This window comes from Mycobacterium pinniadriaticum (assembly GCF_026242045.1).
GTDB classification, from domain to species: Bacteria; Actinomycetota; Actinomycetes; order Mycobacteriales; family Mycobacteriaceae; genus Mycobacterium; species Mycobacterium pinniadriaticum.
On record NZ_JAPJDO010000023.1, the window covers coordinates 72123 to 97351 of the forward strand.

Here is a 25229-nt window from a genome sequence, read left to right on the forward strand (position 1 = left end):
GATGAAATCAGGTATCGCGCGCCCGCTCGCCGGATTGGCGACCGTGGTGGCCATCGGCGCGATCATCGCGCTGGCCGTTGGGCTGTTCCAGGACAGCTTCACCAAGACCGTTCCGGTCACTGTGATCTCGCAGCGTGCCGGTCTGGTGATGTATCCCGACGCCAAGGTGAAGCTCAACGGTGCTCAGGTCGGCAAGGTCTCCACCATCGACTTGCTGCCCGACGGTCGCGCCGCGCTGCACCTGGCCCTGAACCCCTCCTTCGTCAACGACATCCCGGCCAACGTGAGTGCGGACATCACGTCGTCGACGGTGTTCGGCTCGAAGTTCGTCGAGCTGAATCCGCCGCCGGACGCCTCCGCTCAGTCGATAAAGGCCGGCCAGATCATCGACGGCAAACACGTGACCGTCGAGATCAACACCGTGTTCCAGCAGCTGGTTTCGGTGCTCTCACAGATCGAACCCGCCAAGCTCAATCAGACCCTCGGCGCGATCGCCACCTCCCTGCACGGTCGCGGTGACAAGTTCGGGCAAGCCCTGGTCGACCTCGATACGGCGCTGGCCAAGCTCAACCCCAGCCTGGATACGCTGAACCATGAATTATCGGTAGCGCCAAAGGTATTCGACGCCTACGGTGATGCGGCCGGCGACCTGGTGACAACGGTCAAGAACGCGTCGAAGATCAGCGACACCATCGTCGACCAGGACCAGAACCTCGACACCCTGCTCGTCAGTGCCATCGGCTTGGCTGACGTCGGGACCGAGGTGCTGAGTGAGAACCGCGAGCCGCTGGCCAACGTGGTGCATCTGCTGGTGCCCACCACCGATCTGCTCAACCAGTACAACGCCGCACTCACCTGCGGTATCGGCGCCCTGATTCCGCTGGCCACCGGCCCGGGTCTGCCGTTGCCGGGAGCTGTTCTGTTGCAGTCGTTCTTCCTCGGCCGTGAGCGCTACCGCTATCCGGGCAACTTGCCGAAGGTCGCCGCAAAAGGCGGCCCGCAATGCACCGACCTGCCGAAGGTGCCGTTCGAGACCAGCCCTCCGTTCGTGGTCTCCGACATCGGTGCCAACCCCGCGCAGTACGGCAATCAGGGCATCCTGCTCAACTCCGACGGGCTCAAGCAGGCGCTGTTCGGCCCGCTGGACGGCCCGCCGCGCAACACCGCACAGATCGGACAACCGGGATGACCGCCTTGTGGAAGACGATCGTCAAGGTTGGCGTGTTCGGTGTTGTGATGATCTTGCTGACCGCGGCGCTGTTCGCGATCTTCGGCCAGTACCGGTCCGGTTCGGACAACTCGTACTCGGCCGTCTTCGCCGACGCGTCGAGCCTGAAGTCCGGTGATTCCGTGCGGGTGGCCGGGGTCCGCGTCGGCACCGTCAAAGACGTGGCCCTGCAGCCCGACAACAAGGTGATCGTCGACTTCGACGCCGACCGAAAGATCGTGCTGACCTCGGGGACCAAGGCGACGGTCCGCTACCTCAACCTGGTCGGCGACCGGTATCTGGAGCTGGTCGACAGCCCCGGATCGGCGAAGATCCAGCCGCCGGGCAGCCAGATTCCTCTCGACCGCACCGAGCCCGCCCTGGATCTCGACCTGCTCCTCGGTGGCCTCAAACCCGTTGTCCAGGGCCTCAATCCGCAGGACGTCAACGCGCTGACGAACTCTCTGATCCAGATCCTGCAGGGTGAGGACGGCAACATCGAATCGCTGTTCTCCAAGACGTCGTCATTCACCACCGCGCTGGCTGAAAACGGCCAGAACGTGCAGCAGGTGATCGACAATCTCAACACGGTGGTCGCCACCATCAGCAAGGACGGCGACAAGTTCTCCGGTGCGGTCGACAAGCTGGAGAAGTTGATCACCGGGCTCGCCGCCGACAAAGACCCCATCGGCGCGTCCATCACGGCACTGGACAACGGCACCGCCGCGCTGACCGATCTGCTCAACCAGTCGCGCGCCCCGTTGGCGGGCACTGTCGACCAGCTCGGCCGGCTGGCCCCGCTGCTCGACCAGGACAAGGAACTGCTCGACATCTCCATCAAGAAGGCGCCGGCGAACTATCGCAAGGTGGTGCGGCTCGGGTCCTACGGCAGTTTCATCAACCAGTACCTGTGCGGCCTGTCACTGCGCGTCAGTGACCTGCAGGGTCGCACCGCCTACTTCCCCTGGATCATCCAACACACTGGAAGGTGCGCGGAGCCCTGATGCTTAAATACCGCGGATCCTCACTGATCAAGGCAGGCTTCATCGGTCTGGTGTTGATCGTGCTCGCCATCACCGTGGGACTGCAGCCCGAACGGCTGGTCTCGCTCGCCACGGCGATCCGGCATCAGGCGCTGTTCACCGAAGCCGGCGGCCTGCAGCAGGGCAATGATGTCAAGGTGTCCGGCGTCAAGGTCGGCACCGTTTCGGACGTGTCTTTGCGGCATGGCAAGGCGCTGGTGACCTTCATGGTCAAGGGCAGCGTTCACCTCGGTACCGACACCACCGCCCACGTCCGCACCGGAACCCTGCTGGGCCAACGGATTCTGACACTGGAGTCCGATGGGAAGGGAACGCTGCGCTCCGCCGACGTGATCCCGGTGTCGCGCACCGGATCGCCGTACTCGCTGACCGAATCGCTGTCCGACTTCGCCGCCAACACCGCGGCCACCGACACCGCGGCGATCAACCACTCACTGGACACGCTGTCGGACACCCTCGACCGCATCACCCCGGAATTGGGCCCGACCTTCGACGGGTTGAGCAAGCTGTCGCGGATGATCAACGAGCGAAACGAATCACTGGCCAATCTGCTCAAGACCGCCTCGAACGTCACCGGAATCCTCTCGCAGCGCAGCGCACAGGTGAACACCCTGCTGCTCAACGCCAACGACCTCATCGGTGTTCTGCAACAACGCCGCTACGCGATCGCCAACCTGCTGGCCAGTACGTCCGCGCTGTCGAAACAGCTCAGCGGAATCGTGGCCGACAACGAAAAGGACCTGGCGCCCGCGCTGGAGAAACTCAACGCGGTGACCGCGATGCTGGAGAAGAACAATGACAACATCACCGCGGCCATGAAGGGTCTGGCGAAATTCCAGCTAACCCAGGCTGAAGCAGTCAACAACGGCTTCTACTACAACGCGTTCGTGGCCAACCTGAGTCCGGCCCAAACCCTGCAGCCGTTCCTCGACTACGCACTGGGCTTCCGTCGGGGTATCGATGCGGGACAGCCAGCCGACAATGCCGGACCACGCGCGGAGTTCCCGTTCCCGTACAACGGAATACCACAGCCCAACGAGCGATGGGGGCAGCCATGAAGTCTCGCAGCCGACTGACGGTTGTGCTGGCCGCGGTGCTCGCCGTTGTGATTGTCGGTGCCGTCGCCGTGTTGGTGCATCAGGTGTTCTTCAAGCCCAACACCATCACCGCCTACTTCACCAGTGCCACCGCGATCTACCCCGGTGACGAAGTGCGGGTGGCCGGGGTGAAGGTCGGCACCATCAAATCCATCGAGGCGCAACCGACCAAGGCCAAACTGGTGTTGGCCGTCGATCGCGACGTGCCGATCCCGGCCAACGCCGATGCGGTGATCGTCGCCCAGAACCTGGTGGGCGCCCGCTATGTCCAGCTGACTCCGCCGTACGAGGACAAGGGGCCGACCATGGCCGACGGCGCGGTGATCGGCCTGGACCGCACCGCGATCCCGGTGGAGTGGGACGAGATCAAGACCCAGTTGATGCGGCTGGCCACCGATCTGGGCCCGGCAACTGAAGGTCAGCCCACGGCGGTCGGTCGCTTCATCGACACCGCCGCCAATGCCCTCGACGGCAACGGGGAAAAGCTGCGGGACACCATCGCGCAGTTGTCCGGAGTCAGCAAGGTATTGGCCGACGGCAGCGGCAACATCGTCGACATCATCAAGAACCTGCAGGTATTCGTGACTGCGTTGCGGGACAGCAACACCCAGATCGTGCAATTCCAGGACAGGCTGGCGTCACTGTCGAGCGTGGTCGACGGCAGCCGATCGGACCTGGACGGCGCCCTGACCAACCTGTCCAGCGCCGTCGTCGACGTCCAGCGGTTCATCGCCGGAAGCCGTAATCAGACCGCCGAGCAAGTGCAGCGGCTCAGCGCGGTGACCAAGAACCTCGCCGACAACAAGATGGTCGTCGAGAACCTGCTGCACGTGGCCCCCAACGCGATCGGCAACGCCTACAACATCTACAACCCCGATTCCCAGAGCGCCTTGGGCGGATTCGCGCTCGCAAACTTCTCCAATCCGCTGCAGGTGGTCTGCTCGGCGATCGGTGCCGTGCAGAACGCCACCGCACCCGAGACCGCGAAATTGTGCGCCCAATACCTCGGGCCCGCCCTGCGGCTGCTCAACTTCAACTACCTGCCGTTCCCGTTCAACGCCTATCTGGGGAAGTCGACCAGCCCGGACAAGCTGATCTATAGCGAGCCGGGGTTGGCGCCGGGCGGCTCGGGCGCGATCCCGCCCGGTTATGAGATTCCGCCCGCCGTGTCGGCATACACCGGATACAACGGCGATGTGCCGGGGCCCGCCGGCTGGGGTGGCCCGCCGAATACCTACCGCGGCGCTTACGCCCCCAACGGATTACCCGCGGATCCGTCGCCCGCGCTGTTCCCCGGTGCGCCGATCCCGCCCGGTGTGCCGGTCGCGCCGGCGGCTCCGCCGCCGTCGAACCTGGAAGGCATGCTCCTGCCCGCCGAAGCGGCGCCTCCGGCACCGGCTGAAGGGAATCCGCCGTCATGATCCGTTCAGTGCAGCGCCTGTTGGTGACGACGTCATGTGTCGCGGTGACGGTGACCGGCTGTAGTTTCGGTGGCCTGAACTCCCTTCCGTTGCCGGGGACCGTGGGCCACGGCGAGGGCTCGACGAGCTATCACATCGAGATCGCCAATGTGGGCCAGCTGGAATCGAACTCACCGGTGATGGTCGGCGACGTCGTCGTCGGCAGTGTGGGTGAGATGACGGTGACCGACTGGCACGCCGACGTCGAGGTGTCCGTGGAACCCGGTGTGGTGATCCCGGCCAACGCCGTTGCCACGGTTGGGCAGACCAGCCTGCTCGGTTCGATGCACTTGGCGCTGAACCCGCCGTTGGGCCAGCCCCCCACCGGTGTCCTGCGGCCCGGCGCCACCCTGGGCCTGAACCGTTCGTCGACCTATCCGTCGACCGAGCAGACCCTGTCGGCGTTGTCGGTGGTGGTCAACGGCGGCGGACTCGGCCAGATCGGTGACATCATCCACGAGTTCAGCGCGGCCCTGGGCGGTAGGCAGGACCAGATCCGCGACTTGTTGACCCAGCTCAACGATTTCGTCGGACTGCTCGCCAACCAGCGAGACAGCATCAATGAGGCGGTCAACTCGTTGAACCGACTGGCCGGCACGTTCGCCGGACAGCAGGAAGTCCTCACCGACGCGCTCACCAAGATTCCGCCCGCACTCGACGTCCTGATCAAGGAACGCCCGCGCATCACGACCGCGCTGGAGAAGTTCCGTGATTTCTCCAATCTGGCCACCGGGCTGGTCAACGACACCAAGACCGACCTGGTCCGCAACCTGCAAAACCTCGAACCCACGCTCAGGGCGCTGGCCGATATCGGGCCCAAGCTGGACACCGCACTGGCCTATCTCCCGACGTTCCCCTACACCCAGGCGACGATCGACCGGGCGATCCGCGGCGATTATCTCAACCAGTTCATCATCTTCGACTTCACCGTGTCACGCCTGAAGAAGACCCTCATGCTCGGCACGCGTTGGGGTGACGAGAACGCGAAACTTGTTCCAGCGCCAGGGGATCCGTGGTACGCCACGTATAGTTTCGATCCGCTCAACGCACCGTTCAACCCGCCGCCACCGACAGAGGTGGCCGACATCCCGCCATTGGTCGACCCCGCGCCCGCACCCGTGGCCAATCCGCCGGCGTCCCTGGCCGGCGCCACGCAACCGGCCCCCGGAACCGGCTCTGCCGCATTGCCCGGCACGGGCGCTGGCCCACTGCCGGGCCCCGCGCCGCAACCAGAGCCGCAGGACGGGGGTAGCTGATGCTGACGCGATTTATCCGAACCCAGCTCATCATCTTCACGATCGCCTCGGTGATCGGTATCTCCGTCATGGTGGTGACCTACCTGCAGGTGGGCACATTGCTCGGTATCGGCAGGATGACCGTCACGCTGGAACTGCCGAGAACCGGTGGGCTCTACCAGTTTTCGAACGTGACCTATCGCGGTGTCCAGCTGGGCAAGGTCACCGAGGTCCGGCCGACCCGCACCGGAGCCGTGGCCACGTTGTCGCTGGCCACCAACCCGAAGGTGCCGGCCGATCTGGAAGCGCGCGTGCAGAGCGTGTCAGCGGTCGGTGAGCAATATGTGGATCTGGTGCCACATACCGATTCGGGACCCTACTTGCAGGACGGATCGGTCATTCCGGTCAACAAGGCGACCGTCCCGCAGGCCATCGGCCCCATGCTCGACCAGGTCAACACTCTGCTCAAGAGCATCCCCAAGGACCGCGTGGGCGCCTTGCTGGACAACGCCTACAAGGGCCTCAACGGCACCGGCGACGATCTCGCCACGTTGACCGATTCCGCGTCACGGCTGGCGGCCGACTTCAGCGGTACCGCCGATCAGGCCCGCACATTGCTCGACGACAGCCGACCGCTGCTGGACGGCCAACTGGCCTCCGTCGACGCCATCCGGACCTGGGCGCACAGCCTGGCCGGGATCACCGACCAACTCAACACCAACGACCCGCAGTGGCGCGGCATCCTGGCCAACGGCCCCGGCGCGGCCGATGAGGCATCCGCGCTTTTGAACCAGGTGAAGCCGACACTGCCGGTCCTGCTGGCCAGTCTCACAACGGTGGGGCAGGTCGCGGTCACCTATCACGCGGGGATCGAACAGTTGCTGGTGCTGCTGCCGCCCTATATCGGCTCGGTGCAGGCGGTCGGCTCGCCGCTGAACAACCCGACCGGTATGACGCTGGGTGACTTCACCCTCACGATGAACGATCCGCCGGCGTGCACGGTCGGCTTCCTGCCGCCATCGCAGTGGCGCTCACCGGAAGACCTGTCCGATATCGACACCCCGAACGGGCTGTACTGCAAGCTCCCACAGGACTCGCCGATCGCCGTCCGCGGCGCCCGTAACTATCCATGCCAGGATCACCCCGGCAAGCGGGCGCCGACGGTGGAGATCTGCGACAGCGACAAGCCGTACGAGCCGCTGGCCATGCGCCAGCATGCGACCGGTCCCAACCCGATCGACCCGAACCTCATCGCACAGGGCATCCCGCCCGACGACCGGGTGACATTCCAGGACCACATCTACGGTCCGCTACAGGGCACCCCGACACCGGCCGGGCCGGTCCCGGCCGCGCCGGCCGCCCCGATACCGCCGCCCGGGGGATTCACCGGGCCGGTCGGTGCTCCGGATATCGCGCCGACCGATCAGGGCGGTGCGCCCGCGGTCGCACCGAGCGCGTTCACGCCGGGCCAAGCGGATGGGCCGTCGGTGGCGATCGCCACCTACGATCCGGCGACCGGCCAGTACGCCACGCCCGACGGCAACGTGTTCCGCCAGACCGATCTGGTGCACTCCGGGGATCAGACCTGGAAAAACCTGCTGCCCACGACATGACCACCGGTGAGAGGAGAGGCCGCATGCGTACGTCACGGAAGCTGATCGGCGTCGCGGCGCTGACCGCCGCCGCGTCCGCGGCTGCTGTGGTGCACGCGGGCCCCGCGTTCGCCTCCGACAAGTGGGCGCTCAACGGCACGTTCACCGCAACGTCCAACGGGGAGTGGGCCACCAGCAACGACATCTACCACAACGAGCGCAGCGTGCGCAGCATCTGGACCATCACTTCGACCTGCAGCTATCCCACCGAGTGCGTCGGCACCGTCAGAAGCGACGCGGGCTGGACGGCCCCGATCTATCAGATGGGCGGCGACTGGTACGTCAAGCGCACGATTCCAGACTGGATGCCCTGCCAGGACGGCACCACCGCCCCCGGATTGCAGGTGTTCCGATTCCACGGGTCGACGCCGGGCGGTGACCAGAGCGACCCCAGCTCGAATATCCTGATCGGCCAGGACGAGACCACCGGCCAGCCGGGGGCCTGCGGTCACAGCCTCGCGCTCTACATCAATATGCCGTTCAAGCTGATCAAGCAGAGCTGATGTGGTGCTGGCCGGTTGGCTAGCGCGCGACGACGACCGAGGAGCCGTGGCCGAAGAGGCCTTGGTTGGCGGTGACGCCGACGGTCGCGTTATCGACCTGGCGGCCGGTGGCTTGGCCTTTGAGTTGCCAGGTGAGTTCGCAGACCTGGGCGATGGCTTGGGCAGGGATGGCTTCGCCGAAGCTGGCCAGGCCGCCGGAGGCGTTGACTGGGATGCGGCCGCCGATGGCGGTGGCGCCACTGCGCAGGAGTTGTTCGGCTTCGCCCTTGGGGCACAACCCAAGGTGCTCGTACCAGTCGAGTTCCAGGGCGGTGGACAGGTCGTAGACCTCGGCCAGGGACAGGTCCTCGGGGCCGATGCCCGCCTCGGCGTACGCCGCATCCAGGATCTGATCCTTGAACACCCGATCCGGACCGGGCACCACCGCGGTGGAATCGGTGGCGATATCGGGCAATTCGGGAAGGTGTTGCGGGTATTGCGGGCTTTGCAGGCTGATCGCCCGCACCGAGGGCACCCCGGCCGCCGAGCCGAGGTGTTTTTCGGTGAAGGACTTGCTGGCCACGATCAGCGCTGCCGCGCCGTCTGACGTCGCGCAGATATCAAGCAGCCGAAGCGGATCCGACACCACGGGGCTGGCCAGCACGTCCTCGACGGTGGCTTCCTTGCGGTAGCGCGCGCTCGGGTTGTTGAGCCCGTGCCTGGCGTTCTTGACCTTTACCTGGGCGAAGTCCTCGAGGGTGGCGCCGTACAGATCCATCCGGCGCCGTGCCAGCAGCGCGAAGTAGACGGTGTTGGTGGCCCCGATCAAGTGGAAACGCTGCCAGTCGGGGTCGTTGCGGCGTTCGCCGCCGACGGGGGCGAAGAACCCCTTAGGGGTGGTGTCGGCGCCGATGACCAGGGCCACGTCGATCAGCCCGGCCAGGATTTGGGCGCGGGCGCTTTGCAGGGCCTGGGAACCTGAGGCGCAGGCCGCGTAGCTGGAGGTGACGGGGATGCCGTTCCAGCCCAGTTTCTGGGCGAAGGTGGCGCCGGCGACGAAGCCCGGGTAGCCGTTGCGGATGGTGTCGGCTCCGGCGACCAGCTGGATCTGGCGCCAGTCCAGGCCGGCTTCGGCCAGCGCGGCGCGTGCGGCGACCACGCCGTACTCGGTAAAGTCGCGGCCCCATTTGCCCCACGGGTGCATGCCCGCGCCGAGGATGTACACCGGGTCGGGGGTGGTGGCGCTCATTTCGCAATCTCCCAGGCGTAGGTGAGGCGTTCGACACCCTCGTCGTCGGTGAACAGGACCATGGTGGTCAGCTCGACGGCCATGCCGACTTTCAGATCGGCGGCCAGCGTTCCCTCGACCACCTTGCCCAACACGATCAACCCTTCGGCGGCCAGTTCCACCGCGGCGACCGCGAAGGGCTCGAACGGGTCGGGCGAGGGATAGGGCGGCGGCGGTGCGTAGCGGTTCTCGGTGTAGCTCCACACCGTTCCTTGCCGCGACAGCCTGACCGGCTCGAGCGCATCACTGTCGCAGGCCGGGTTGGGGCAATTGTTGGCCCGCGGCGGAAACACATACGTGCCGCACTGCGGACACTTGCCACCGATCAGATAGGGCACACCGGCATCATCGTGATCCCACCAACCCTCGATCGCCGGTAGTCGGGTGGGGGCGTCTGGAGAAGCTGGCACGCGGCCCATCGTATGCGATCGGCAACATCGAATTGAAACGTGTTCCAGTTTCGAAGTTCGAAGTTGGGATCGGTAGCCGATCGATCCGGGTGAACTTGTCCGTGAGAGCGCCCCGGACGTCCGGTCAGGGGCCGAAGACGATTCGGAGACACCGATGGGACTGTTCAAGAAAGCCAAAGACGCGGCCGGCATGGTGCACGTCCGGGGGGCCGGGCCGATCGATCCCGCACTACTGGGTGGCCCGTCGACCCGGTCGGTGACGGCCGACGATCCGATCTGGGAACCGATCAACGGCATCTCGTTGCAGGATTACGCCGAACTGGCCCGCGCCGCGCAGGCCCGCGGTGTCACCGACGAGGCCGGCATGATCGCTCTGGGACAGGAGCGCGGCTGGGATGCGGCTGATACGAAGGCGGCGCTGGACGGATGGGCGCAGCGGATGGGTGAGTCGATGGCTGTCGGGCAGCAGTTCCGCAAGTTCCTGGGCTACTGACCGTCAGCACGCCTCCGCTGATCCGGTGTCGGCGGTGGTGCATAGAGTGATGGTCGTGACCGCGAGCGCTACGGACCAGAAGCCCACACTGTTGCTCTTGGACGGCAATTCGCTGGCGTTCCGGGCCTTCTACGCACTGCCCGCCGAGAACTTCAAGACCAAGAACGGGCTGACCACCAACGCGGTGTACGGGTTCACCGCCATGCTGATCAACCTGCTGCGCGACGAGCAGCCCACCCACGTCGCCGCGGCGTTCGACGTGTCCCGGCAGACGTTCCGCGCCGAGCGCTTTCCCGAATACAAGGCCAACCGGTCCTCGACGCCCGACGAGTTCCGCGGCCAGATCGAAATCACCAAGGAGGTGCTGGCCGCGCTCGGCATCACCGTGCTGGCCGAGCCCGGCTTCGAGGCCGACGACATCATCGCCACGCTGGCCACCCAGGCCGAGCAGGAGGCCTTTCGGGTGCTGGTGGTCACCGGCGACCGGGACTCGCTGCAACTCGTCAGTCCCGACGTGACCGTCCTCTACCCCCGCAAGGGCGTCAGCGATCTGACCCGGTTCACCCCGGACGCGGTGGTGGAGAAGTACGGCCTGACTCCGGCGCAATATCCTGACTTCGCGGCGCTGCGCGGCGACCCGAGCGACAACCTGCCCGGCATCCCGGGGGTGGGGGAGAAGACCGCGGCGAAGTGGATCCTGGAGTACGGCTCGCTGCAGGGACTGGTCGACAACGTCGACACCGTGCGCGGCAAGGTCGGCGACTCGCTGCGGGACAACCTGTCCAGCGTCGTCCTCAACCGGGAGCTCACCGACCTGGTCAAGGACGTTCCGCTGGCCCAGACCCCCGATACCTTGAGGCTGCAGCCCTGGGACCGCGACCAGATTCACCGGCTGTTCGACGATCTCGAGTTCCGGGTGCTGCGCGATCGGCTGTTCGACACCCTGGCCGCCGTTGAACCCGAGGTGGACGAGGGCTTCGACGTCCGCGGCGGGGCGCTGGAACCCGGCGCGGTGGCAGCCTGGCTGGCCGAGCATGCCACCGGAGGGCGCTCCGGCGTCGCGGTGGTCGGCACCCATCAGGTCTACGACGGGGACGCGACCGCGCTCGCGATCGCCACCCCCGACGGGGACGGCGCCTACCTCGACACCGCCCGCCTGACACCCGACGACGAGGCCGCGCTTGGAGCATGGTTGGCCGACGCCGACGCTCCGAAGGTGTTGCACGAAGCCAAGATCGCGATGCACGACTTGGCCGGCCGGGGCTGGCAACTGGCCGGCGTCACCTCCGACACCGCGCTGGCGGCCTATCTGGTGCGTCCCGGCCAGCGCAGCTTCGCCCTCGACGACCTGTCCCTGCGGTACCTGCGTCGTGAATTGCGTGCCGACAACCCTGAGCAGCAACAACTTTCGTTGCTCGATGACAGTGACGGCGTCGACGACCAGGCGGTGCAGACCGTCATCCTGCGGGCCCGCGCGGTCGCCGACCTGGCCGACGCGCTCGACGCGGAGCTGGACCGCATCGACTCGTCGTCGCTGCTGGGTCAGATGGAGCTGCCGGTGCAGGCGGTGCTGGCGGGGATGGAGACCACGGGCATCGCGGTGGACCTCGACAAGCTCGACACCCTGCAGCGCGAATTCGCCGAGCAGATCCGTATTGCCGCCGACGCGGCCTACGAGGTGATCGGCAAGCAGATCAACCTGGGTTCTCCCAAACAACTGCAGGTCGTGCTCTTCGACGAGCTCGGCATGCCGAAGACCAAGCGCACCAAGACCGGCTACACCACCGATGCCGATGCGCTGCAGGGTCTTTTCGAGAAAACCGCACACCCGTTTCTCGGGCATCTGCTGGCCCACCGCGACGCCACCCGGCTCAAGGTCACCGTCGACGGACTGCTGAAGTCGGTGGCCGCCGACGGGCGGATCCACACCACGTTCAACCAGACCATCGCAGCCACCGGGCGGCTCTCGTCGACCGAGCCGAACCTGCAGAACATTCCGATCCGCACCGACGCCGGCCGGCAGATCCGCGACGCATTCATCGTGGGCGACGGCTACGCCGAGCTGATGACCGCGGACTACAGCCAGATCGAGATGCGGATCATGGCGCACCTGTCCAAGGACGAGGGGCTCATCGAGGCGTTCAATACCGGGGAGGACCTGCACTCCTTTGTCGCATCCCGGGCCTTCGGGGTGCCGATCGACGAGGTCACGCCCGAGTTGCGGCGCCGGGTCAAGGCGATGTCGTACGGACTGGCCTACGGGTTGAGCGCCTACGGACTGGCGTCCCAGCTGAAGATCTCCACCGAAGAGGCCAAGGTCCAGATGGACCAGTACTTCGCCCGGTTCGGCGGCGTGCGCGACTACCTGCGCGACATCGTCGACCAGGCCCGCAAGGACGGCTACACCTCGACGGTGTTCGGCCGGCGCCGCTACCTGCCCGAGTTGGACAGCAGCAACCGGCAGGTCCGCGAAGCGGCTGAACGGGCCGCGCTCAATGCCCCGATCCAGGGCAGCGCCGCCGACATCATCAAGGTCGCGATGATCCGCGTCGACGAGGCACTGCGCAGCTCCGGGCTGGCGTCGCGGATGCTCCTGCAGGTGCACGACGAGCTGCTGTTCGAAGTGGCCGAGGGGGAGCGCGACGCCGTCGAGGAGCTGGTGCGCGACAAGATGGGTGCCGCTTATCCACTCGACGTCGCCCTGGAGGTGTCGGTGGGCTACGGCCGCAGCTGGGACACGGCGGCGCATTAGTCGCCGCCCAGCGGCTCCGGCGGCGCATTAGTCGCCGCCCAGCGGCTCCGGCGGCGCATTAGTCGCCGCCCAGCGGCTCCGGCGGCGCATTAGTCGCCGCCCAGCGCGTCAGCCCACCGGTGGGCGGTAGCCGTTGAGCCAGTGCAGCACCGGCCCGGCGGCGGTCCGCGCGGCGACGACACCGTCGACCTCGAGCTGCTGCAGCGCGAACACCCTGGCGTCGCCGAAACCGCGGTCGATGCGGTCCCGCACGAATGCCAGCTCGACGACCTGGATGGCGAACTTCCTGACCCCACGGGCGGCGGGCCGCCCGCTATACCCGGTGACGGCGGTGATCACCTGCTTACGGGTACGGATCGACCCGAGCCAGCCGGCCTCGGCCGGGGTGACCAGACCGGCGGCGACCATGCCGGGCAGCTTCTCGGCGACGATGCGTTGTTCGCGCCGGCGGCTGCGCACGGCCAGTGTGATCGCCAGGGCGAACACCGGCATCATCCACACCACGTACAGCCCGAAGTAGGCGCCCGGGCCCAGCAGGGCCGAGCCGTTCCACAACCCGTGCATGATCACCGCGGCGAGGTAGCCGAGCAGTATCCAGCCAACCTTGGCCAGCCAATTCCGTTGTTGCAGAGCGAAATACACGCCGATCGCAATGAATGTGGTGAACAGTGGATGGGCGAACGGTCCCATGATGAGGCGCATCGCCGCGGTGACCAGCGAGTCGGCGAGCGTCGCGCCGTCGGAGATGTAGAAGATGTCCTCCAGCCAGGCGAACCCGACGGCGGTCACACCCGCGTAGACCAGGCAGTCGGTCAGCGAATTGAGTTCGTTGCGGCGCGCGCCGGTCATCATCAGCAGTAGGAACAGGCCCTTGGCGGCTTCCTCGATCACCGGCGCGCCGAACGCGATGGTGACCGGGCTGGCGTCGGCCCCGCCGGTGTTCACCGCCGCGTCGACGAGCATTTCCAGTGCCACCGAAACCACCACCGCCACCGATGCACCCCACAAGAAGGCCAGGATCAGCAGGCTTGGCGGTTCGGGCTCCCAGCGGTCGAGCCAGAGATAGGCCAGCAGTACCAGGCTCATCGCCACGGTGGACAGGATGAAGCCGAGTGCGGTTCCGGCCGGGTTCACCGCGGTCAGCAGGATCAGGATCAGCCCGGCGATGGTGCCGAGGATGATGATGATCGCCAGGGGCGCGCCGGCCTTGCGGATCGGCCGGGGCAGCGGCGGCGGGAAGGCGTAGGACACCAGAGCAGGTTAGTCGGGGCGGGGCATACAGCCGCCTCGCAGACTCGGGTTTGTCCAGCGTGTGCCCAGTCGAGTAGGCTCGTTCGGTACCTGTGTGCATTTTGCGGGTACACCACCGGGGGTGTAGCCCCAAAGTACTGTCCCTACGACCAAACCTGTCCGGAGCAACCCAGCAATATGCCCAGTCCCACCGTCACCTCGCCGCAAGTAGCCGTCAACGACATCGGCTCGAGCGAGGACTTCCTCGCCGCCATCGACAAAACCATCAAATACTTCAACGATGGCGACATCGTCGAAGGCACCATCGTCAAGGTTGACCGGGACGAGGTTCTCCTCGACATCGGCTACAAGACCGAGGGTGTCATCCCGTCTCGCGAACTTTCCATCAAGCACGACGTCGACCCCAATGAGGTCGTTTCCGTGGGTGATGAGGTCGAGGCCCTGGTTCTCACCAAGGAGGACAAAGAGGGCCGCCTGATCCTGTCCAAGAAGCGCGCCCAGTACGAGCGCGCCTGGGGCACCATCGAGGCGCTCAAGGAGAAGGACGAGGCCGTCAAGGGCACCGTCATCGAGGTCGTCAAGGGCGGCCTGATCCTCGATATCGGCCTGCGCGGCTTCCTGCCGGCATCGCTGGTCGAGATGCGTCGCGTGCGTGATCTGCAGCCGTACATCGGCAAGGAGATCGAAGCCAAGATCATCGAGCTGGACAAGAACCGCAACAACGTGGTGCTGAGCCGCCGCGCGTGGCTGGAGCAGACCCAGTCCGAGGTGCGGAGTGAGTTCCTCAATCAGCTGCAGAAGGGCGCCATCCGCAAGGGTGTCGTGTCCTCGATCGTCAACTTCGGCGCGTTCGTCGACCTCGGCGGTGTGGACGGCCTGGTGCACGTCTCCGAGTTGTCCTGGAAGCACATCGATCACCCGTCCGAGGTGGTTCAGGTGGGCGACGAGGTCACCGTCGAGGTGCTCGACGTCGACATGGACCGCGAGCGGGTTTCGTTGTCGCTGAAGGCGACTCAGGAAGATCCGTGGCGGCATTTCGCCCGGACCCACGCGATCGGCCAGATCGTGCCGGGCAAGGTCACCAAGTTGGTGCCGTTCGGTGCGTTCGTCCGCGTCGAGGAGGGCATCGAGGGTCTGGTGCACATCTCCGAGCTGGCCGAGCGCCACGTCGAGGTGCCGGATCAGGTTGTGGCCGTCGGCGACGACGCCATGGTCAAGGTCATCGATATCGACCTGGAGCGGCGCCGCATCTCGCTGAGCCTCAAGCAGGCCAACGAGGACTACACCGAGGAGTTCGACCCCTCGAAGTACGGCATGGCCGACAGCTACGACGAGGCGGGCAACTACATCTTCCCCGAGGGCTTCGACGCCGAGACGAACGAATGGCTCGAGGGCTTCGACAAGCAGCGCACCGAGTGGGAGGCCCGCTACGCCGAGGCCGAGCGCCGGCACAAGATGCACACCACCCAGATGGAGAAGTTCGCCGCCGCCGAGGCGGCCGCGGCCGAGCGCCCGGCGGCCAACGGCTCCTCGTCGTCGTCGAGCTCGGGTGAGTCGGCCGGCGGTTCGCTGGCCAGCGACGCCCAGCTCGCGGCTCTCCGCGAGAAGCTGGCGGGCAACGCCTGATCGGGCTGCCTGACAACTCCATTCGATGCTGCGCATCGGTTTAACCGGCGGTATCGGCGCCGGCAAGTCGACGGTGTCCGCCACATTCTCGGAATGTGGCGGCATCGTCGTCGATGGGGACGTCATCTCCCGCGAGGTCGTCGAACCCGGTACCGAAGGGCTGGCCAAGCTCGTCGACGCATTCGGATCCCACATCCTGCTGCCCGACGGTGCGCTGGACCGCCCGGCTCTGGCCGCGATCGCGTTCAGCGACGAGGAGAAGCGCCAGACGCTCAATGGAATCGTGCACCCGCTGGTGGCGCACCGGAGGTCGGAACTGATCGCCGCCGCGGCCGAAGACGCGGTGATCGTCGAGGACATCCCGCTGCTGGTCGAATCGCAGATGGCGCCGATGTTCCCGCTGGTGGTGATCGTGCACGCCGATCCCGAGGAGCGGGTCAAGCGGCTGGTCGAATACCGCGGGTTCACCGAGGCCGACGCTCGGGCCCGGATCGCCGCGCAGGCGACGGATGAGCAGCGACGGCTGGTCGCCGACGTCTGGCTGGACAACCACGGGACCCCGGGCGAGCTGGTCGAGCGGGCCCGCGAGCTCTGGTATCAGCGCATCGTGCCGTTCGCGCACAACCTCGCCACCGGCACCCCCGTTCCGGGCTCCACCGAGGTGGTAGCGGCCGACCCCAGCTGGCCCGACCAGGCCCGCCGGATTCTGGCGCGGTTGAACACCACGTGCGGGCACCGGGCCGTGCGCATCGATCACATCGGGTCGACGGCGGTGCCGGGAATGGACGCCAAGGACGTCATCGACATCCAGGTGACTGTCGCCTCCCTTGAGCTCGCCGACGAACTCGCGGCCGACCTGCTGCGAGCCGGCTATCCCCGGGTCGGGTCGATCACCACCGACGTGCCCAAGCCCGGTACCGATCCGGCGTCGCCCGGCGCCAATACGGCACTGTGGCGCAAGCGTTTTCACGCATCCGGGGATCCGGGACGGCCGACCAATGTGCACATCAGGGTGGACGGCTGGCCTAACCAGCGGTTCGCGCTGCTGTTCGTGGACTGGCTGACCGCCAACCCCGGCGTGCGGGCCGATTATCTCGCGGTCAAGCATGCGGCGGCACGGAATCCCGACGTGGGCGGGTACGCCAGCGCCAAGGAGCCGTGGTTCCTGGATGCCTACCGGCGGGCGTGGGCGTGGGCCGATATGACGGGTTGGCGTCCCTGAGAGTCGGGCGTTACGCCACCGGCGCGACGGGCGGCGGCGGAGCGTCCGGCATGGCGGGGTCGGCCGGAACCGCGGCCGGGTCGGCCGGAATCGTGTTGGGCACCCCGGCCACCGGCGCCTCGCAGGTCAGCGCGCCGTAGTCGGGGTCGTCCTTGACGGGCAGCACTCGCGGCGCGATGAAGTCGTCGGCCTGGGCGACGAGCGCGTCGTCGACGAGGATCTCGCAGTGCAGGTTGGCCGAGTAGGGCCACTGGATCGAGACCCGGACGTCGGCCTGTCCGGTCTCCGGCAGAACGGTGTTGGCCTCGAAGACCCGGCCGGGCACCATTGTCGGGTTGGCGGTCTGGGTCTGGTCGTCCTGGGCGGCGTAGCTGATCGTCGCTCCCCGCGAGACACCGTCGATGCGGGCCCGGTAGGTGATGTTGTGCAGCACCGGCGGGCCGGCTTCCTCGGAGGAGACAGGCGTTTGCTCGGAGGAGACAGGCGTGGGGGCGGGGGTGGGCGCCGGCACCGGCTCGGCCTGCGCGACAGCCGCTGTTAACTGGGATCCCACGGCCAGGGCGGCGACGACGACGATCGCCGGCCATCCACGCTTGATGGGGCTCATGCGTAGCGAGACTACTCGTTCGGTACCGCGCTGCCGATTCGTTGCCGGCCAGCCGCCCTTCAGCGCCAGGTCAGCGGCATTCCGACGGTGGCCAACCAAGCGTTGAGGTCATGGTCGTGCCGCGCCAGGCCCTCGACGGCGACGACGGTCCGCTGCAGGGCCGATTCGGCGAGTTCGGTGCTCAGCAGGCCTTCGCGGTGGGCGGCGAAAAGCTCGTCGGCGTCGACGAGCTCGGTGCGGTCCCCGGTGTAGACCACCAGGTCGAGGTAATGGTCCTCGGCGTGCCAGGCGGATTCACCCACCGTGATGTGCCCGATGTCGAGGTAATAGTCCTGCGGGCGTTCGTGGCCGGGGTTGAAGTGGAAGACGTTGGCCCGTAGTCCCAGCGATGGCAGCAGCCACGACTCCAGGTAGTGGAACTGGGCGCGACCCGGGGTCGGGCGGGCCATGTAGAGCCCCCACGGCGTGACCCGGTATTCCTCGACCGCGCGAACGATGCCCTTGGGGTCGGTATTGGTGTATCCGACCAGGTCGAACGTCTCCCTCTTGGGCGGGTGGACGGCTGTTGTCCCCGGCGGTTCGGCCACGGCGTCAGCGTACGGGTTGGTCCCCGCCCGGCAGGAATGAATGTGTCGGTGGGGGCGCTTAACCTGAACGCTATGGCATTCGCTACCGAACACCCGGTGATCGCGCACTCGGAGTACCGGCCCGCCGCCGACGCGGTGAGTGGTTTGGTGCGCAGCGGCGCCCGGTTCGAGGTGGTCAGCCAGTACGACCCGGCCGGCGACCAGCCCGCCGCGATCGACGACCTCGAGCGCCGGATCAAGGCCGGGGAACGTGATGTGGTGCTCCTCGGCGCGACGGGCACCGGCAAGTCGGCAACCACGGCCTGGCTCATCGAGCGGCTGCAGCGGCCGACCCTGGTGATGGCGCCGAACAAGACCTTGGCCGCCCAGCTTGCCAACGAATTGCGAGGGATGTTGCCGCACAACGCGGTTGAATACTTCGTCTCGTACTACGACTACTACCAGCCCGAGGCGTACATCGCCCAGACCGACACCTACATCGAGAAGGACAGTTCGATCAACGATGACGTGGAGCGGTTGCGGCACTCCGCGACGTCGAGCCTGTTGTCGCGCCGCGACGTCGTGGTCGTCGCCTCGGTGTCCTGCATATACGGCCTGGGTACCCCGCAGTCCTATCTGGACCGGTCGGTCGAGCTGGAGGTCGGCACCGAGGTTCCGCGCGACGGGCTGCTGCGGCTGCTGGTCGATGTGCAGTACACCCGCAACGACATGTCGTTCACCCGCGGCTCGTTCCGGGTGCGCGGGGACACCGTGGAGATCATCCCGTCCTACGAGGAGCTGGCGGTCCGCATCGAGTTCTTCGGCGACGAGATCGAGGCGCTGTACTACCTGCACCCGCTGACCGGCGACGTGATCCGCCAGGTCGACTCGCTGCGGATCTTCCCGGCTACCCACTATGTCGCCGGTCCCGAACGGATGGCGCACGCCATCTCCACCATCGAAGAGGAGTTGGCCGAGCGGCTGGCCGAGTTGGAGAACCAGGGCAAGCTGCTGGAAGCCCAGCGGTTGCGGATGCGGACGAACTACGACGTGGAGATGATGCGCCAGGTCGGGTTCTGTTCAGGTATCGAGAACTACTCACGGCACATAGACGGGAGAGCGGCCGGTTCGGCTCCCGCCACCCTGCTGGATTACTTCCCCGAGGACTTCCTGCTGGTCATCGACGAGTCGCATGTCACCGTCCCGCAGATCGGGGGCATGTACGAGGGCGACATGTCCCGTAAGCGCAACCTGGTGGAATACGGCTTCCGGCTGCCCTCGGCGGTCGACAACCGGCCGCTGACCTGGGAGGAGTTCGCCGACCGGATCGGCCAGACGGTGTATCTGTCGGCCACGCCTGGGCCCTACGAGCTCAGCCAGACCAGCGGCGAATTCGTCGAGCAGGTGATCCGCCCGACCGGCCTGGTCGATCCGAAGGTAGTGGTGAAGCCGACCAAGGGCCAGATCGACGACCTGATCGGAGAAATCCGGGCCCGCGCCGAGCGCGACGAGCGGGTGCTGGTGACCACCTTGACCAAGAAGATGGCCGAGGACCTCACCGACTACCTGCTGGAGATGGGTATTCGGGTGCGTTACCTGCATTCGGAGGTCGACACCCTGCGCCGGGTGGAGCTGCTGCGGCAGCTGCGGCTCGGAGACTACGACGTGCTGGTCGGCATCAACCTGCTGCGTGAGGGGCTGGACCTTCCGGAGGTCTCGCTGGTGTCGATCCTGGACGCCGACAAGGAGGGCTTCCTGCGGTCCACCCGCAGCCTCATCCAGACGATCGGCCGCGCGGCGCGAAACGTCTCCGGCGAGGTGCACATGTACGCCGACAAACTCACCGACTCGATGACCCAAGCCATCGACGAGACCGAGCGTCGGCGGGCCAAACAGATCGCCTACAACGAAGAGCACGGCATCGATCCACAACCCCTGCGCAAGAAGATCGCCGACATCCTCGACCAGGTGTACCGGGAGGCCGACGATAGTGAAGCTACCGAAGCCGTTCAAATCGGCGGTTCCGGGCGCAACGCGTCACGCGGTCGGCGCGCGCAGGGCGAGCCGGGCCGGGCCGTCAGCGCGGGCATCATCGAGGGCCGGGACACGTCGAACATGCCGCGGGCCGAATTGGCTGACCTGATCAAGGATTTGACCGCTCAGATGATGGCGGCGGCACGCGATCTGCAGTTCGAGCTGGCTGCGCGGATCCGCGACGAGATCGCCGACCTGAAGAAGGAATTGCGGGGGATGGACGCCGCCGGACTGAAATAGACGCCGCCTCTTGAGCTCAACCGAGGTTGAGCCTTTACGGTGATGCAATGACCGACACGACGGCATCGGCCGCGGGTAGCTGGCGTGAGCTGCTGGGGCGTGACTATCTCGGTGCCACCATCGTGCTGGCGGGCGGGGTGGCGATCTACGCCATCAACGAATTCATCACGATCAGCCTGTTGCCCAGCGTGGTTGCCGATATCGGCGGCGAGCGGTTCTACGCGTGGGTGACGACGGTGTATCTGGTGGCATCGGTGATGGCCGCGACCACGGTCGGTCCGGTGCTGACTCGGTTCGGGCCGCGGGTGGCGTATCTGGGCGCGCTGCTGTCCTTTGCCGCCGGCAGTGCGCTGTGCGCGCTGGCGCCGACGATGCAGCTGCTGTTGGCCGGCCGGGTGGCGCAGGGACTCGCGGGCGGCGTGCTGGCCGGCCTGGGATATGCGGTGATCAGTGCGGCGCTGCCCGACCGGTTGTGGACCCGCGCGTCTGCCGTGGTGTCCGCGATGTGGGGAGTCGGCACCTTGGTGGGTCCGGCCACCGGAGGTTTGTTCGCCCAATTCGCTTTCTGGCGTGGGGGATTCGGCTCACTGGCGGTTTTGGCGGCGGCAATGAGTCTGCTGGTTCCGGTGGCCTTGCCCACACGTGCCGAGACGGACGGGGGCTCGTCGGGATCCCGGATCCCGGTGCGGTCGCTGATGCTGTTGGGTTTGGCGGCGTTGGCGGTCAGTGCCGCGGTGATCCCGCGCAGCGCCGCCGCTATCGCGGGCCTGCTCGCTCTCGGGGTGGCGCTGGTACTGGTGTTCATCGTGGTTGACCGTCGTGTTTCGGCTGCGGTGTTGCCGCGCAAGGTGTTTGAGCCCGGACCGCTGAAGTGGATCTACCTGACGCTCGGTGTGCTGATGATGGCGACGATGGTGGACATGTACGTTCCGTTGTTCGGGCAGCGGTTGGCTGGCCTGGCGCCGGTGGTGGCCGGCTTCCTGGGGGCCGTGTTGTCGGTGGGCTGGACGGTGGGGGAGATCACGAGCGCTTCGATCGGCAGCGGCCGGGTCATCGTGCGGGTGGTTGCGGTTGCTCCGCTGGTGATGGCGGCCGGATTGGCCCTGGCCGCGTTCACCCAAACCGACCGCGCCCCAGCCGGAGTCGTCGTCCTGTGGGTGCTGGCGCTGGTGATCACCGGTTCGGGCATCGGTATGGCCTGGCCGCATCTGTCGGCCTGGGCGATGGGGGCGGTCGTCGGCGACCCGGGACAGCAAGCCGTGGCGGCCGCGGCGATCAATACCGTCCAGCTGATGTGCGGGGCGTTCGGCGCCGGGCTGGCCGGGGTGGTGGTGAACCTGCGGGCCGCGCCCGACGCGACTGGCAGCACGCTGATGTTCGGCGTGTTCGCCGTCCTGGCGGCCGTCGGCTGCGTGGCGTCCTACCGCTCCGGCCGCGGGCAGGCGCGGTAGAGCTACTCGTCCTTCTCGCTGAGGTGACGAACGCCGGTGACGCCGTCGACCTCGGCAATGGTGTTCGGAGCGTGCCGGATTCGAGCACCCGAGAGGGTCAACAGCACACCGCCGTCGGGGTCGCTGCTCAGTTCGGTCAGGCTCCACTGATGTTTGTCGCATGCGGCGAGGATGCGGCTGAGTACACCGCGGTCGGTCTCGTAGGTGACCCGCAGCCGCGCCGAACCGGCCAGCCGGCCAATGATCCGTTTACTGAGCGGGTTGAAGCCGAGGACGATCACGAAGTGCAGGATCGTGACGACTATGGCGAGTTTGACCAGACCGGCCGCGGCGGCCATGCCGATGGCCGCGCATTCCCAGATCGCCGCGGCGGTGGTAAGCCCGTGCACCGCGCCCTGGCGGGTGATGATCAGCCCGGCTCCGAGGAAGCCGATCCCGGAGACGATCTGGGCGGCGACACGGGCCGTTGTGTCGGTGTGGCCGAGTCGCCGGCTCAGGGGTTCCCAGGAGAAAACCCTGGCCCTATTCGATACCAAGGCCAACTAGCGTCTCCAATTGGGCCGGCGTCTCGATGGCTTCGGCCACGATCTTTGCGTGCAGCTCGGATGCCAACGAGTTGACGGCGGTCGCGATCGCGCGCTTGGCCGGATCGCTATCGATGCCGGCGGTCAACTCACCGTCGATCTTGATGACGTCAGGACGCGGCCGCAGCAGTTGGGTGAAGCTTGCATATCCGGCGCCGGCGTCGTCGATTGCCACCTCTATGCCGCGGTCACGCAACTGCTTCAGACCCGCGCCCAGGCCATTGGGAAAGGGCTCGTGCTCGGTGAGTTCCACGACCAACATCCGATTCTCGGCTGCCAGTACGTCTTGAATCGTCGGCTCCAGTGCGGTGCTGGGGCTCAGGTTGACGCCGACCGGACAATCACTTGGGATGCTGCGAGCGGCGGTCAGAACGGTGCGCAGTGCGGCATATTCCAAGTCGATACCTCGGCCCAGGCGCCGCGCAGTGTCGGGGTCAAGTTGGTCGACGCGGGGAAACTTGTCAGTCCTTCGTAACCCACAGTCCTGCGATTCGCCAGATGCACGATGGGCTGGAACACGGCTCTGAGAACGTTCGGCTGCGCCAGTAGTGCGTCCAATTGCACCTGCTGGCTCTCCAACTCCATTGCTTCCGGCAGCATCACCGACGCGACGAATCGCGCTGTAACCGCCCCTTGCCCGCGTTGGTCGTTTTCGGTAATCACATGGTTCAACAGCATTGAGAGCTCTGACTGGTTGCCGATCAAGGCTGACACGAATTCGCTGATCGCAACCATCGGTTCGACGTCTGTCTCAGTGAAGGCGCCGGGGGTCTTGGCCGCCAGTAGTAGTGAACCGATGGTGGTTCCCTTGTGCATCAGCGGAATCACCGCCCACGATCGAGTGCCCCATCGTTCGTTCATGGCATGAATACGGGGCGAGAGTCGGCGGTCCAGGCACGCGTCGCTCACCAGCTGCGGCCGCTTCTCGCGCGCCGCAATGCCCTGCAAAACTGCCCTGTTTGGGCACCACGAAACCCGTCGCTGGGGTAAGTGAGCCGTGTGCAGAAACCGTTACGTATGCGTTGTCGGAAGCGCGAAGCAGCGTGACCGCCGCTCCGTCGGCTCTGTGCATGAACGCACAAGCCTGCTCGGTGATGCGCCCCATCAGCGACGCCGGATCCATCGACGCGGCCAGTGCCTGAACCAACCGATCCACTTCACCCCGCTCCGCATCTGGGCAACACAGCGCTTCGAGACGATGTTCTCACCAGCACGGACGGCCGGCTCGCAGCCACAGCACAACTCACGACAGGTTAGCGAGAACGTCGACCGGGAATGACCACAACGACGACAAAATCTAATTGCGGTAGCAAAAGACTTGGGTATGTCCACGGCCGGGTAGAAACGCGGCCAACGTGCCGGGAACGTTCATTGCGAGTGCGTTGGACATTGAGCGAAAGTCCGTGCCGAGCTTGACCACACTGTCGTGTAGATCGCTGCGCAGTGCACCGGACCCGCCAACCCGTGCCGCGCCACAACGCGTCGAAGACGGCGGCGGAGGGCGCGCCCCACCGGGTCGGACGTCCGTCACCCGGCACGGGTGTGGCTCTATGATCTCGTTGCGCATCGACGCCTACCTCTGCGCGATCTTCGCGGGGTGAGATCGTCACCGGGGTAACCGCATCAACACCGCTTCGCAACAGTTCGGTAACCGCCTGAATGGCCCCCCCGTTCCCGTACTTACACGTCTGTAGTTTGCCTCACAGGCCTCTCATAGAAACGGGGAAACGATGTCTCGGACCACCTCTCGCGTGGCGGCGATCACCGCCATGGCGACTGCGGGGTTTTTCTGGACTGCACCGCTGTTCAGTCCCCGTGCGGCTGCCAATCTCGGCGGCCCGGGTGTTCCCTGCGTGGACATCGCCCACCAAGCCATCACCACCCCGCCTGACCTGTCCCAAGGCATTCCGGGCACGTCGAACTCGATCTTCACCCACAATCCGCCCAACATCGGCGGCCCGATTCCGCCCGCGACCGTGCCCGGCACCATCCGAACACCACCGGCAAGCGTCCCCGGCTCGCCGGGAACGCCGGTCACCGGCGGGGTGACGGTCCCGCCGGCATCCGTCCCCGGTGCGCCCGGTACCAGCGTCACCCGCAACATTCCGACCCCACCGGCCGCGGTTCCGGGAACACCGCCGACCGGCGGTGGTGGTGGTATCCCGACGCCGCCTGTTGGTGTTCCGGGTACTCCGCCCGGTGGCGGTGGTGGTGGCATTCCGACGCCGCCTGTTGGTGTTCCGGGTACTCCGCCCGGTGGCGGTGGTGGTGGCATTCCGACGCCGCCTGTTGGTGTTCCGGGTACTCCGCCCGGTGGCGGTGGCGGTGGTATCCCGACGCCGCCCGCCGGGGTGCCCAGCGCCCCCATCAGCGATGCCGCCGGCGTCCCGGGCGGCGGGGCCGGCGCCGTTGGTGCCCCGGTGACCGACGCGGCGGCCGGCGCTCCCGCCGCAGGTGGCGGCGATGCCGGTGCACCCGTAGCCCAGGCGGCGGCCGGTCTGCCGGCCGGAGGCGGGGAAGGGGCCGGCA

General features: G+C 66.6%; 21 protein-coding genes and 1 pseudogene. 14 read left to right on the plus strand and 8 right to left on the minus strand.

Features of this window, described 5'->3' with window-relative positions:
• The first annotated feature begins 1 nt into the window (after position 1).
• Genes ORI27_RS22130 through ORI27_RS22160 form a run of 7 tightly spaced genes read left to right on the plus strand, consistent with a single transcriptional unit; the run spans position 2 to position 8197 of the window.
• Positions 2 to 1189, plus strand: a complete 1188-nt coding sequence (locus ORI27_RS22130) for an MCE family protein (RefSeq protein ID WP_265999154.1) — start codon at positions 2 to 4, stop codon at positions 1187 to 1189.
• Positions 1186 to 2211 carry an MCE family protein gene (locus ORI27_RS22135; protein ID WP_265999153.1) on the plus strand — a complete coding sequence of 342 codons (1026 nt, stop codon included), beginning with the start codon at positions 1186 to 1188 and terminating at the stop codon, positions 2209 to 2211. Before ORI27_RS22130 ends, ORI27_RS22135 begins: the two co-directional genes overlap by 4 nt.
• Entirely contained in the window at positions 2211 to 3308 is a 1098-nt protein-coding gene (locus ORI27_RS22140; protein ID WP_265999152.1) for an MCE family protein, read from the plus strand. The genes ORI27_RS22135 and ORI27_RS22140 overlap by 1 nt, the downstream gene beginning before the upstream one ends.
• Positions 3305 to 4768, plus strand: coding sequence for an MCE family protein (locus ORI27_RS22145; RefSeq protein ID WP_265999151.1), 1464 nt, complete (start codon positions 3305 to 3307; stop codon positions 4766 to 4768). Before ORI27_RS22140 ends, ORI27_RS22145 begins: the two co-directional genes overlap by 4 nt.
• Positions 4765 to 6063, plus strand: coding sequence for an MCE family protein (locus ORI27_RS22150; RefSeq protein WP_265999149.1), 1299 nt, complete (start codon positions 4765 to 4767; stop codon positions 6061 to 6063). Before ORI27_RS22145 ends, ORI27_RS22150 begins: the two co-directional genes overlap by 4 nt.
• A complete protein-coding gene (locus ORI27_RS22155) occupies positions 6063 to 7655 on the plus strand; it encodes an MCE family protein (RefSeq protein WP_265999148.1) in 1593 nt (530 codons plus the stop codon). Before ORI27_RS22150 ends, ORI27_RS22155 begins: the two co-directional genes overlap by 1 nt.
• A gap of 23 nt (positions 7656 to 7678) precedes the next feature.
• Positions 7679 to 8197, plus strand: coding sequence for an Rv2253/PknI dimerization domain-containing protein (locus ORI27_RS22160; protein ID WP_265999147.1), 519 nt, complete (start codon positions 7679 to 7681; stop codon positions 8195 to 8197).
• Between the two features lie 19 nt (positions 8198 to 8216).
• Here ORI27_RS22160 and ORI27_RS22165 read toward each other — a convergent pair whose 3' ends face one another.
• Both ORI27_RS22165 and ORI27_RS22170 read right to left on the minus strand, forming a co-directional pair.
• Positions 8217 to 9425, minus strand: coding sequence for a lipid-transfer protein (locus ORI27_RS22165; RefSeq protein WP_265999146.1), 1209 nt, complete (start codon positions 9423 to 9425; stop codon positions 8217 to 8219).
• Positions 9422 to 9874 (minus strand): Zn-ribbon domain-containing OB-fold protein, encoded by a 453-nt coding sequence (locus ORI27_RS22170; protein WP_265999145.1) that lies wholly within the window; start codon positions 9872 to 9874, stop codon positions 9422 to 9424. Before ORI27_RS22170 ends, ORI27_RS22165 begins: the two co-directional genes overlap by 4 nt.
• Before the next feature lie 154 nt (positions 9875 to 10028).
• Between ORI27_RS22170 and ORI27_RS22175 the strand changes: the two genes are divergently transcribed.
• Together ORI27_RS22175 and polA are read left to right on the plus strand one after the other, a co-directional pair.
• Entirely contained in the window at positions 10029 to 10367 is a 339-nt protein-coding gene (locus tag ORI27_RS22175; RefSeq protein ID WP_265999144.1) for a hypothetical protein, read from the plus strand.
• Positions 10368 to 10416: 49 nt separating this feature from the next.
• Positions 10417 to 13119 carry a DNA polymerase I gene (polA, locus tag ORI27_RS22180; protein WP_265999217.1) on the plus strand — a complete coding sequence of 901 codons (2703 nt, stop codon included), beginning with the start codon at positions 10417 to 10419 and terminating at the stop codon, positions 13117 to 13119.
• Positions 13120 to 13227: 108 nt separating this feature from the next.
• Here the strand turns inward: polA and ORI27_RS22185 are convergent, their stop codons facing one another.
• The gene (locus ORI27_RS22185) at positions 13228 to 14370 is read right to left on the minus strand and encodes a PrsW family intramembrane metalloprotease (protein ID WP_265999143.1); all 1143 of its coding nucleotides are present in this window, start codon (positions 14368 to 14370) and stop codon (positions 13228 to 13230) included.
• A gap of 177 nt (positions 14371 to 14547) precedes the next feature.
• Between ORI27_RS22185 and rpsA the strand changes: the two genes are divergently transcribed.
• Positions 14548 to 15996: a 30S ribosomal protein S1 gene (rpsA, locus tag ORI27_RS22190; RefSeq protein WP_265999142.1), complete on the plus strand. Its 1449-nt coding sequence runs from the start codon at positions 14548 to 14550 to the stop codon at positions 15994 to 15996.
• A gap of 25 nt (positions 15997 to 16021) precedes the next feature.
• Entirely contained in the window at positions 16022 to 17218 is a 1197-nt protein-coding gene (gene coaE / locus ORI27_RS22195; RefSeq protein WP_265999141.1) for a dephospho-CoA kinase, read from the plus strand.
• Between the two features lie 10 nt (positions 17219 to 17228).
• On the opposite strand, the gene ORI27_RS22200 is transcribed toward coaE, so the two are convergent.
• On the minus strand, positions 17229 to 17825 hold the full coding sequence (locus ORI27_RS22200) for a hypothetical protein (protein WP_265999140.1): 597 nt from the start codon (positions 17823 to 17825) through the stop codon (positions 17229 to 17231).
• 59 nt (positions 17826 to 17884) lie between these two features.
• Complete coding sequence (locus tag ORI27_RS22205; RefSeq protein ID WP_407666391.1) at positions 17885 to 18355, minus strand: DUF402 domain-containing protein; 471 nt, start codon at positions 18353 to 18355, stop codon at positions 17885 to 17887.
• Between the two features lie 129 nt (positions 18356 to 18484).
• Here ORI27_RS22205 and uvrB point away from each other — a divergent pair, with 129 nt between their 5' ends.
• Entirely contained in the window at positions 18485 to 20665 is a 2181-nt protein-coding gene (gene uvrB / locus ORI27_RS22210) for an excinuclease ABC subunit UvrB (protein WP_265999138.1), read from the plus strand.
• A 47-nt stretch (positions 20666 to 20712) separates the two neighbouring features.
• Complete coding sequence (locus ORI27_RS22215; RefSeq protein ID WP_265999137.1) at positions 20713 to 22116, plus strand: MFS transporter; 1404 nt, start codon at positions 20713 to 20715, stop codon at positions 22114 to 22116.
• 2 nt (positions 22117 to 22118) lie between these two features.
• Here the strand turns inward: ORI27_RS22215 and ORI27_RS22220 are convergent, their stop codons facing one another.
• Genes ORI27_RS22220 through ORI27_RS22230 form a run of 3 tightly spaced genes read right to left on the minus strand, consistent with a single transcriptional unit; the run spans position 22119 to position 23705 of the window.
• Positions 22119 to 22658 carry an MgtC/SapB family protein gene (locus tag ORI27_RS22220; RefSeq protein WP_407666389.1) on the minus strand — a complete coding sequence of 180 codons (540 nt, stop codon included), beginning with the start codon at positions 22656 to 22658 and terminating at the stop codon, positions 22119 to 22121.
• Positions 22639 to 23097, minus strand: a complete 459-nt coding sequence (locus tag ORI27_RS22225) for an EAL domain-containing protein (RefSeq protein WP_265999136.1) — start codon at positions 23095 to 23097, stop codon at positions 22639 to 22641. Before ORI27_RS22225 ends, ORI27_RS22220 begins: the two co-directional genes overlap by 20 nt.
• On the minus strand, positions 23067 to 23705 hold the full coding sequence (locus ORI27_RS22230) for a GAF domain-containing protein (protein ID WP_265999215.1): 639 nt from the start codon (positions 23703 to 23705) through the stop codon (positions 23067 to 23069). Before ORI27_RS22230 ends, ORI27_RS22225 begins: the two co-directional genes overlap by 31 nt.
• Positions 23706 to 24430: 725 nt before the next feature.
• On the opposite strand from ORI27_RS22230, the pseudogene ORI27_RS22235 reads away from it, so the two are divergent.
• A pseudogene (locus tag ORI27_RS22235) lies at positions 24431 to 25229 on the plus strand (hypothetical protein); the annotation flags it as partial.

Bases quoted from the DNA above. Each gene is read 5' to 3' on its own strand.
- ORI27_RS22130 (WP_265999154.1), top strand. From the start codon at position 2: ATGAAATCAGGTATCGCGCGCCCGCTCGCCGGATTGGCGACCGTGGTG.
- ORI27_RS22135 (WP_265999153.1), top strand. From the start codon at position 1,186: ATGACCGCCTTGTGGAAGACGATCGTCAAGGTTGGCGTGTTCGGTGTT.
- ORI27_RS22140 (WP_265999152.1), top strand. From the start codon at position 2,211: ATGCTTAAATACCGCGGATCCTCACTGATCAAGGCAGGCTTCATCGGT.
- ORI27_RS22145 (WP_265999151.1), top strand. From the start codon at position 3,305: ATGAAGTCTCGCAGCCGACTGACGGTTGTGCTGGCCGCGGTGCTCGCC.
- ORI27_RS22150 (WP_265999149.1), top strand. From the start codon at position 4,765: ATGATCCGTTCAGTGCAGCGCCTGTTGGTGACGACGTCATGTGTCGCG.
- ORI27_RS22155 (WP_265999148.1), top strand. From the start codon at position 6,063: ATGCTGACGCGATTTATCCGAACCCAGCTCATCATCTTCACGATCGCC.
- ORI27_RS22160 (WP_265999147.1), top strand. From the start codon at position 7,679: ATGCGTACGTCACGGAAGCTGATCGGCGTCGCGGCGCTGACCGCCGCC.
- ORI27_RS22165 (WP_265999146.1), bottom strand. From the start codon at position 9,425: ATGAGCGCCACCACCCCCGACCCGGTGTACATCCTCGGCGCGGGCATG.
- ORI27_RS22175 (WP_265999144.1), top strand. From the start codon at position 10,029: ATGGGACTGTTCAAGAAAGCCAAAGACGCGGCCGGCATGGTGCACGTC.
- polA (WP_265999217.1), top strand. From the start codon at position 10,417: ATGGTCGTGACCGCGAGCGCTACGGACCAGAAGCCCACACTGTTGCTC.
- rpsA (WP_265999142.1), top strand. From the start codon at position 14,548: ATGCCCAGTCCCACCGTCACCTCGCCGCAAGTAGCCGTCAACGACATC.
- coaE (WP_265999141.1), top strand. From the start codon at position 16,022: ATGCTGCGCATCGGTTTAACCGGCGGTATCGGCGCCGGCAAGTCGACG.
- ORI27_RS22200 (WP_265999140.1), bottom strand. From the start codon at position 17,825: ATGAGCCCCATCAAGCGTGGATGGCCGGCGATCGTCGTCGTCGCCGCC.
- uvrB (WP_265999138.1), top strand. From the start codon at position 18,485: ATGGCATTCGCTACCGAACACCCGGTGATCGCGCACTCGGAGTACCGG.
- ORI27_RS22215 (WP_265999137.1), top strand. From the start codon at position 20,713: ATGACCGACACGACGGCATCGGCCGCGGGTAGCTGGCGTGAGCTGCTG.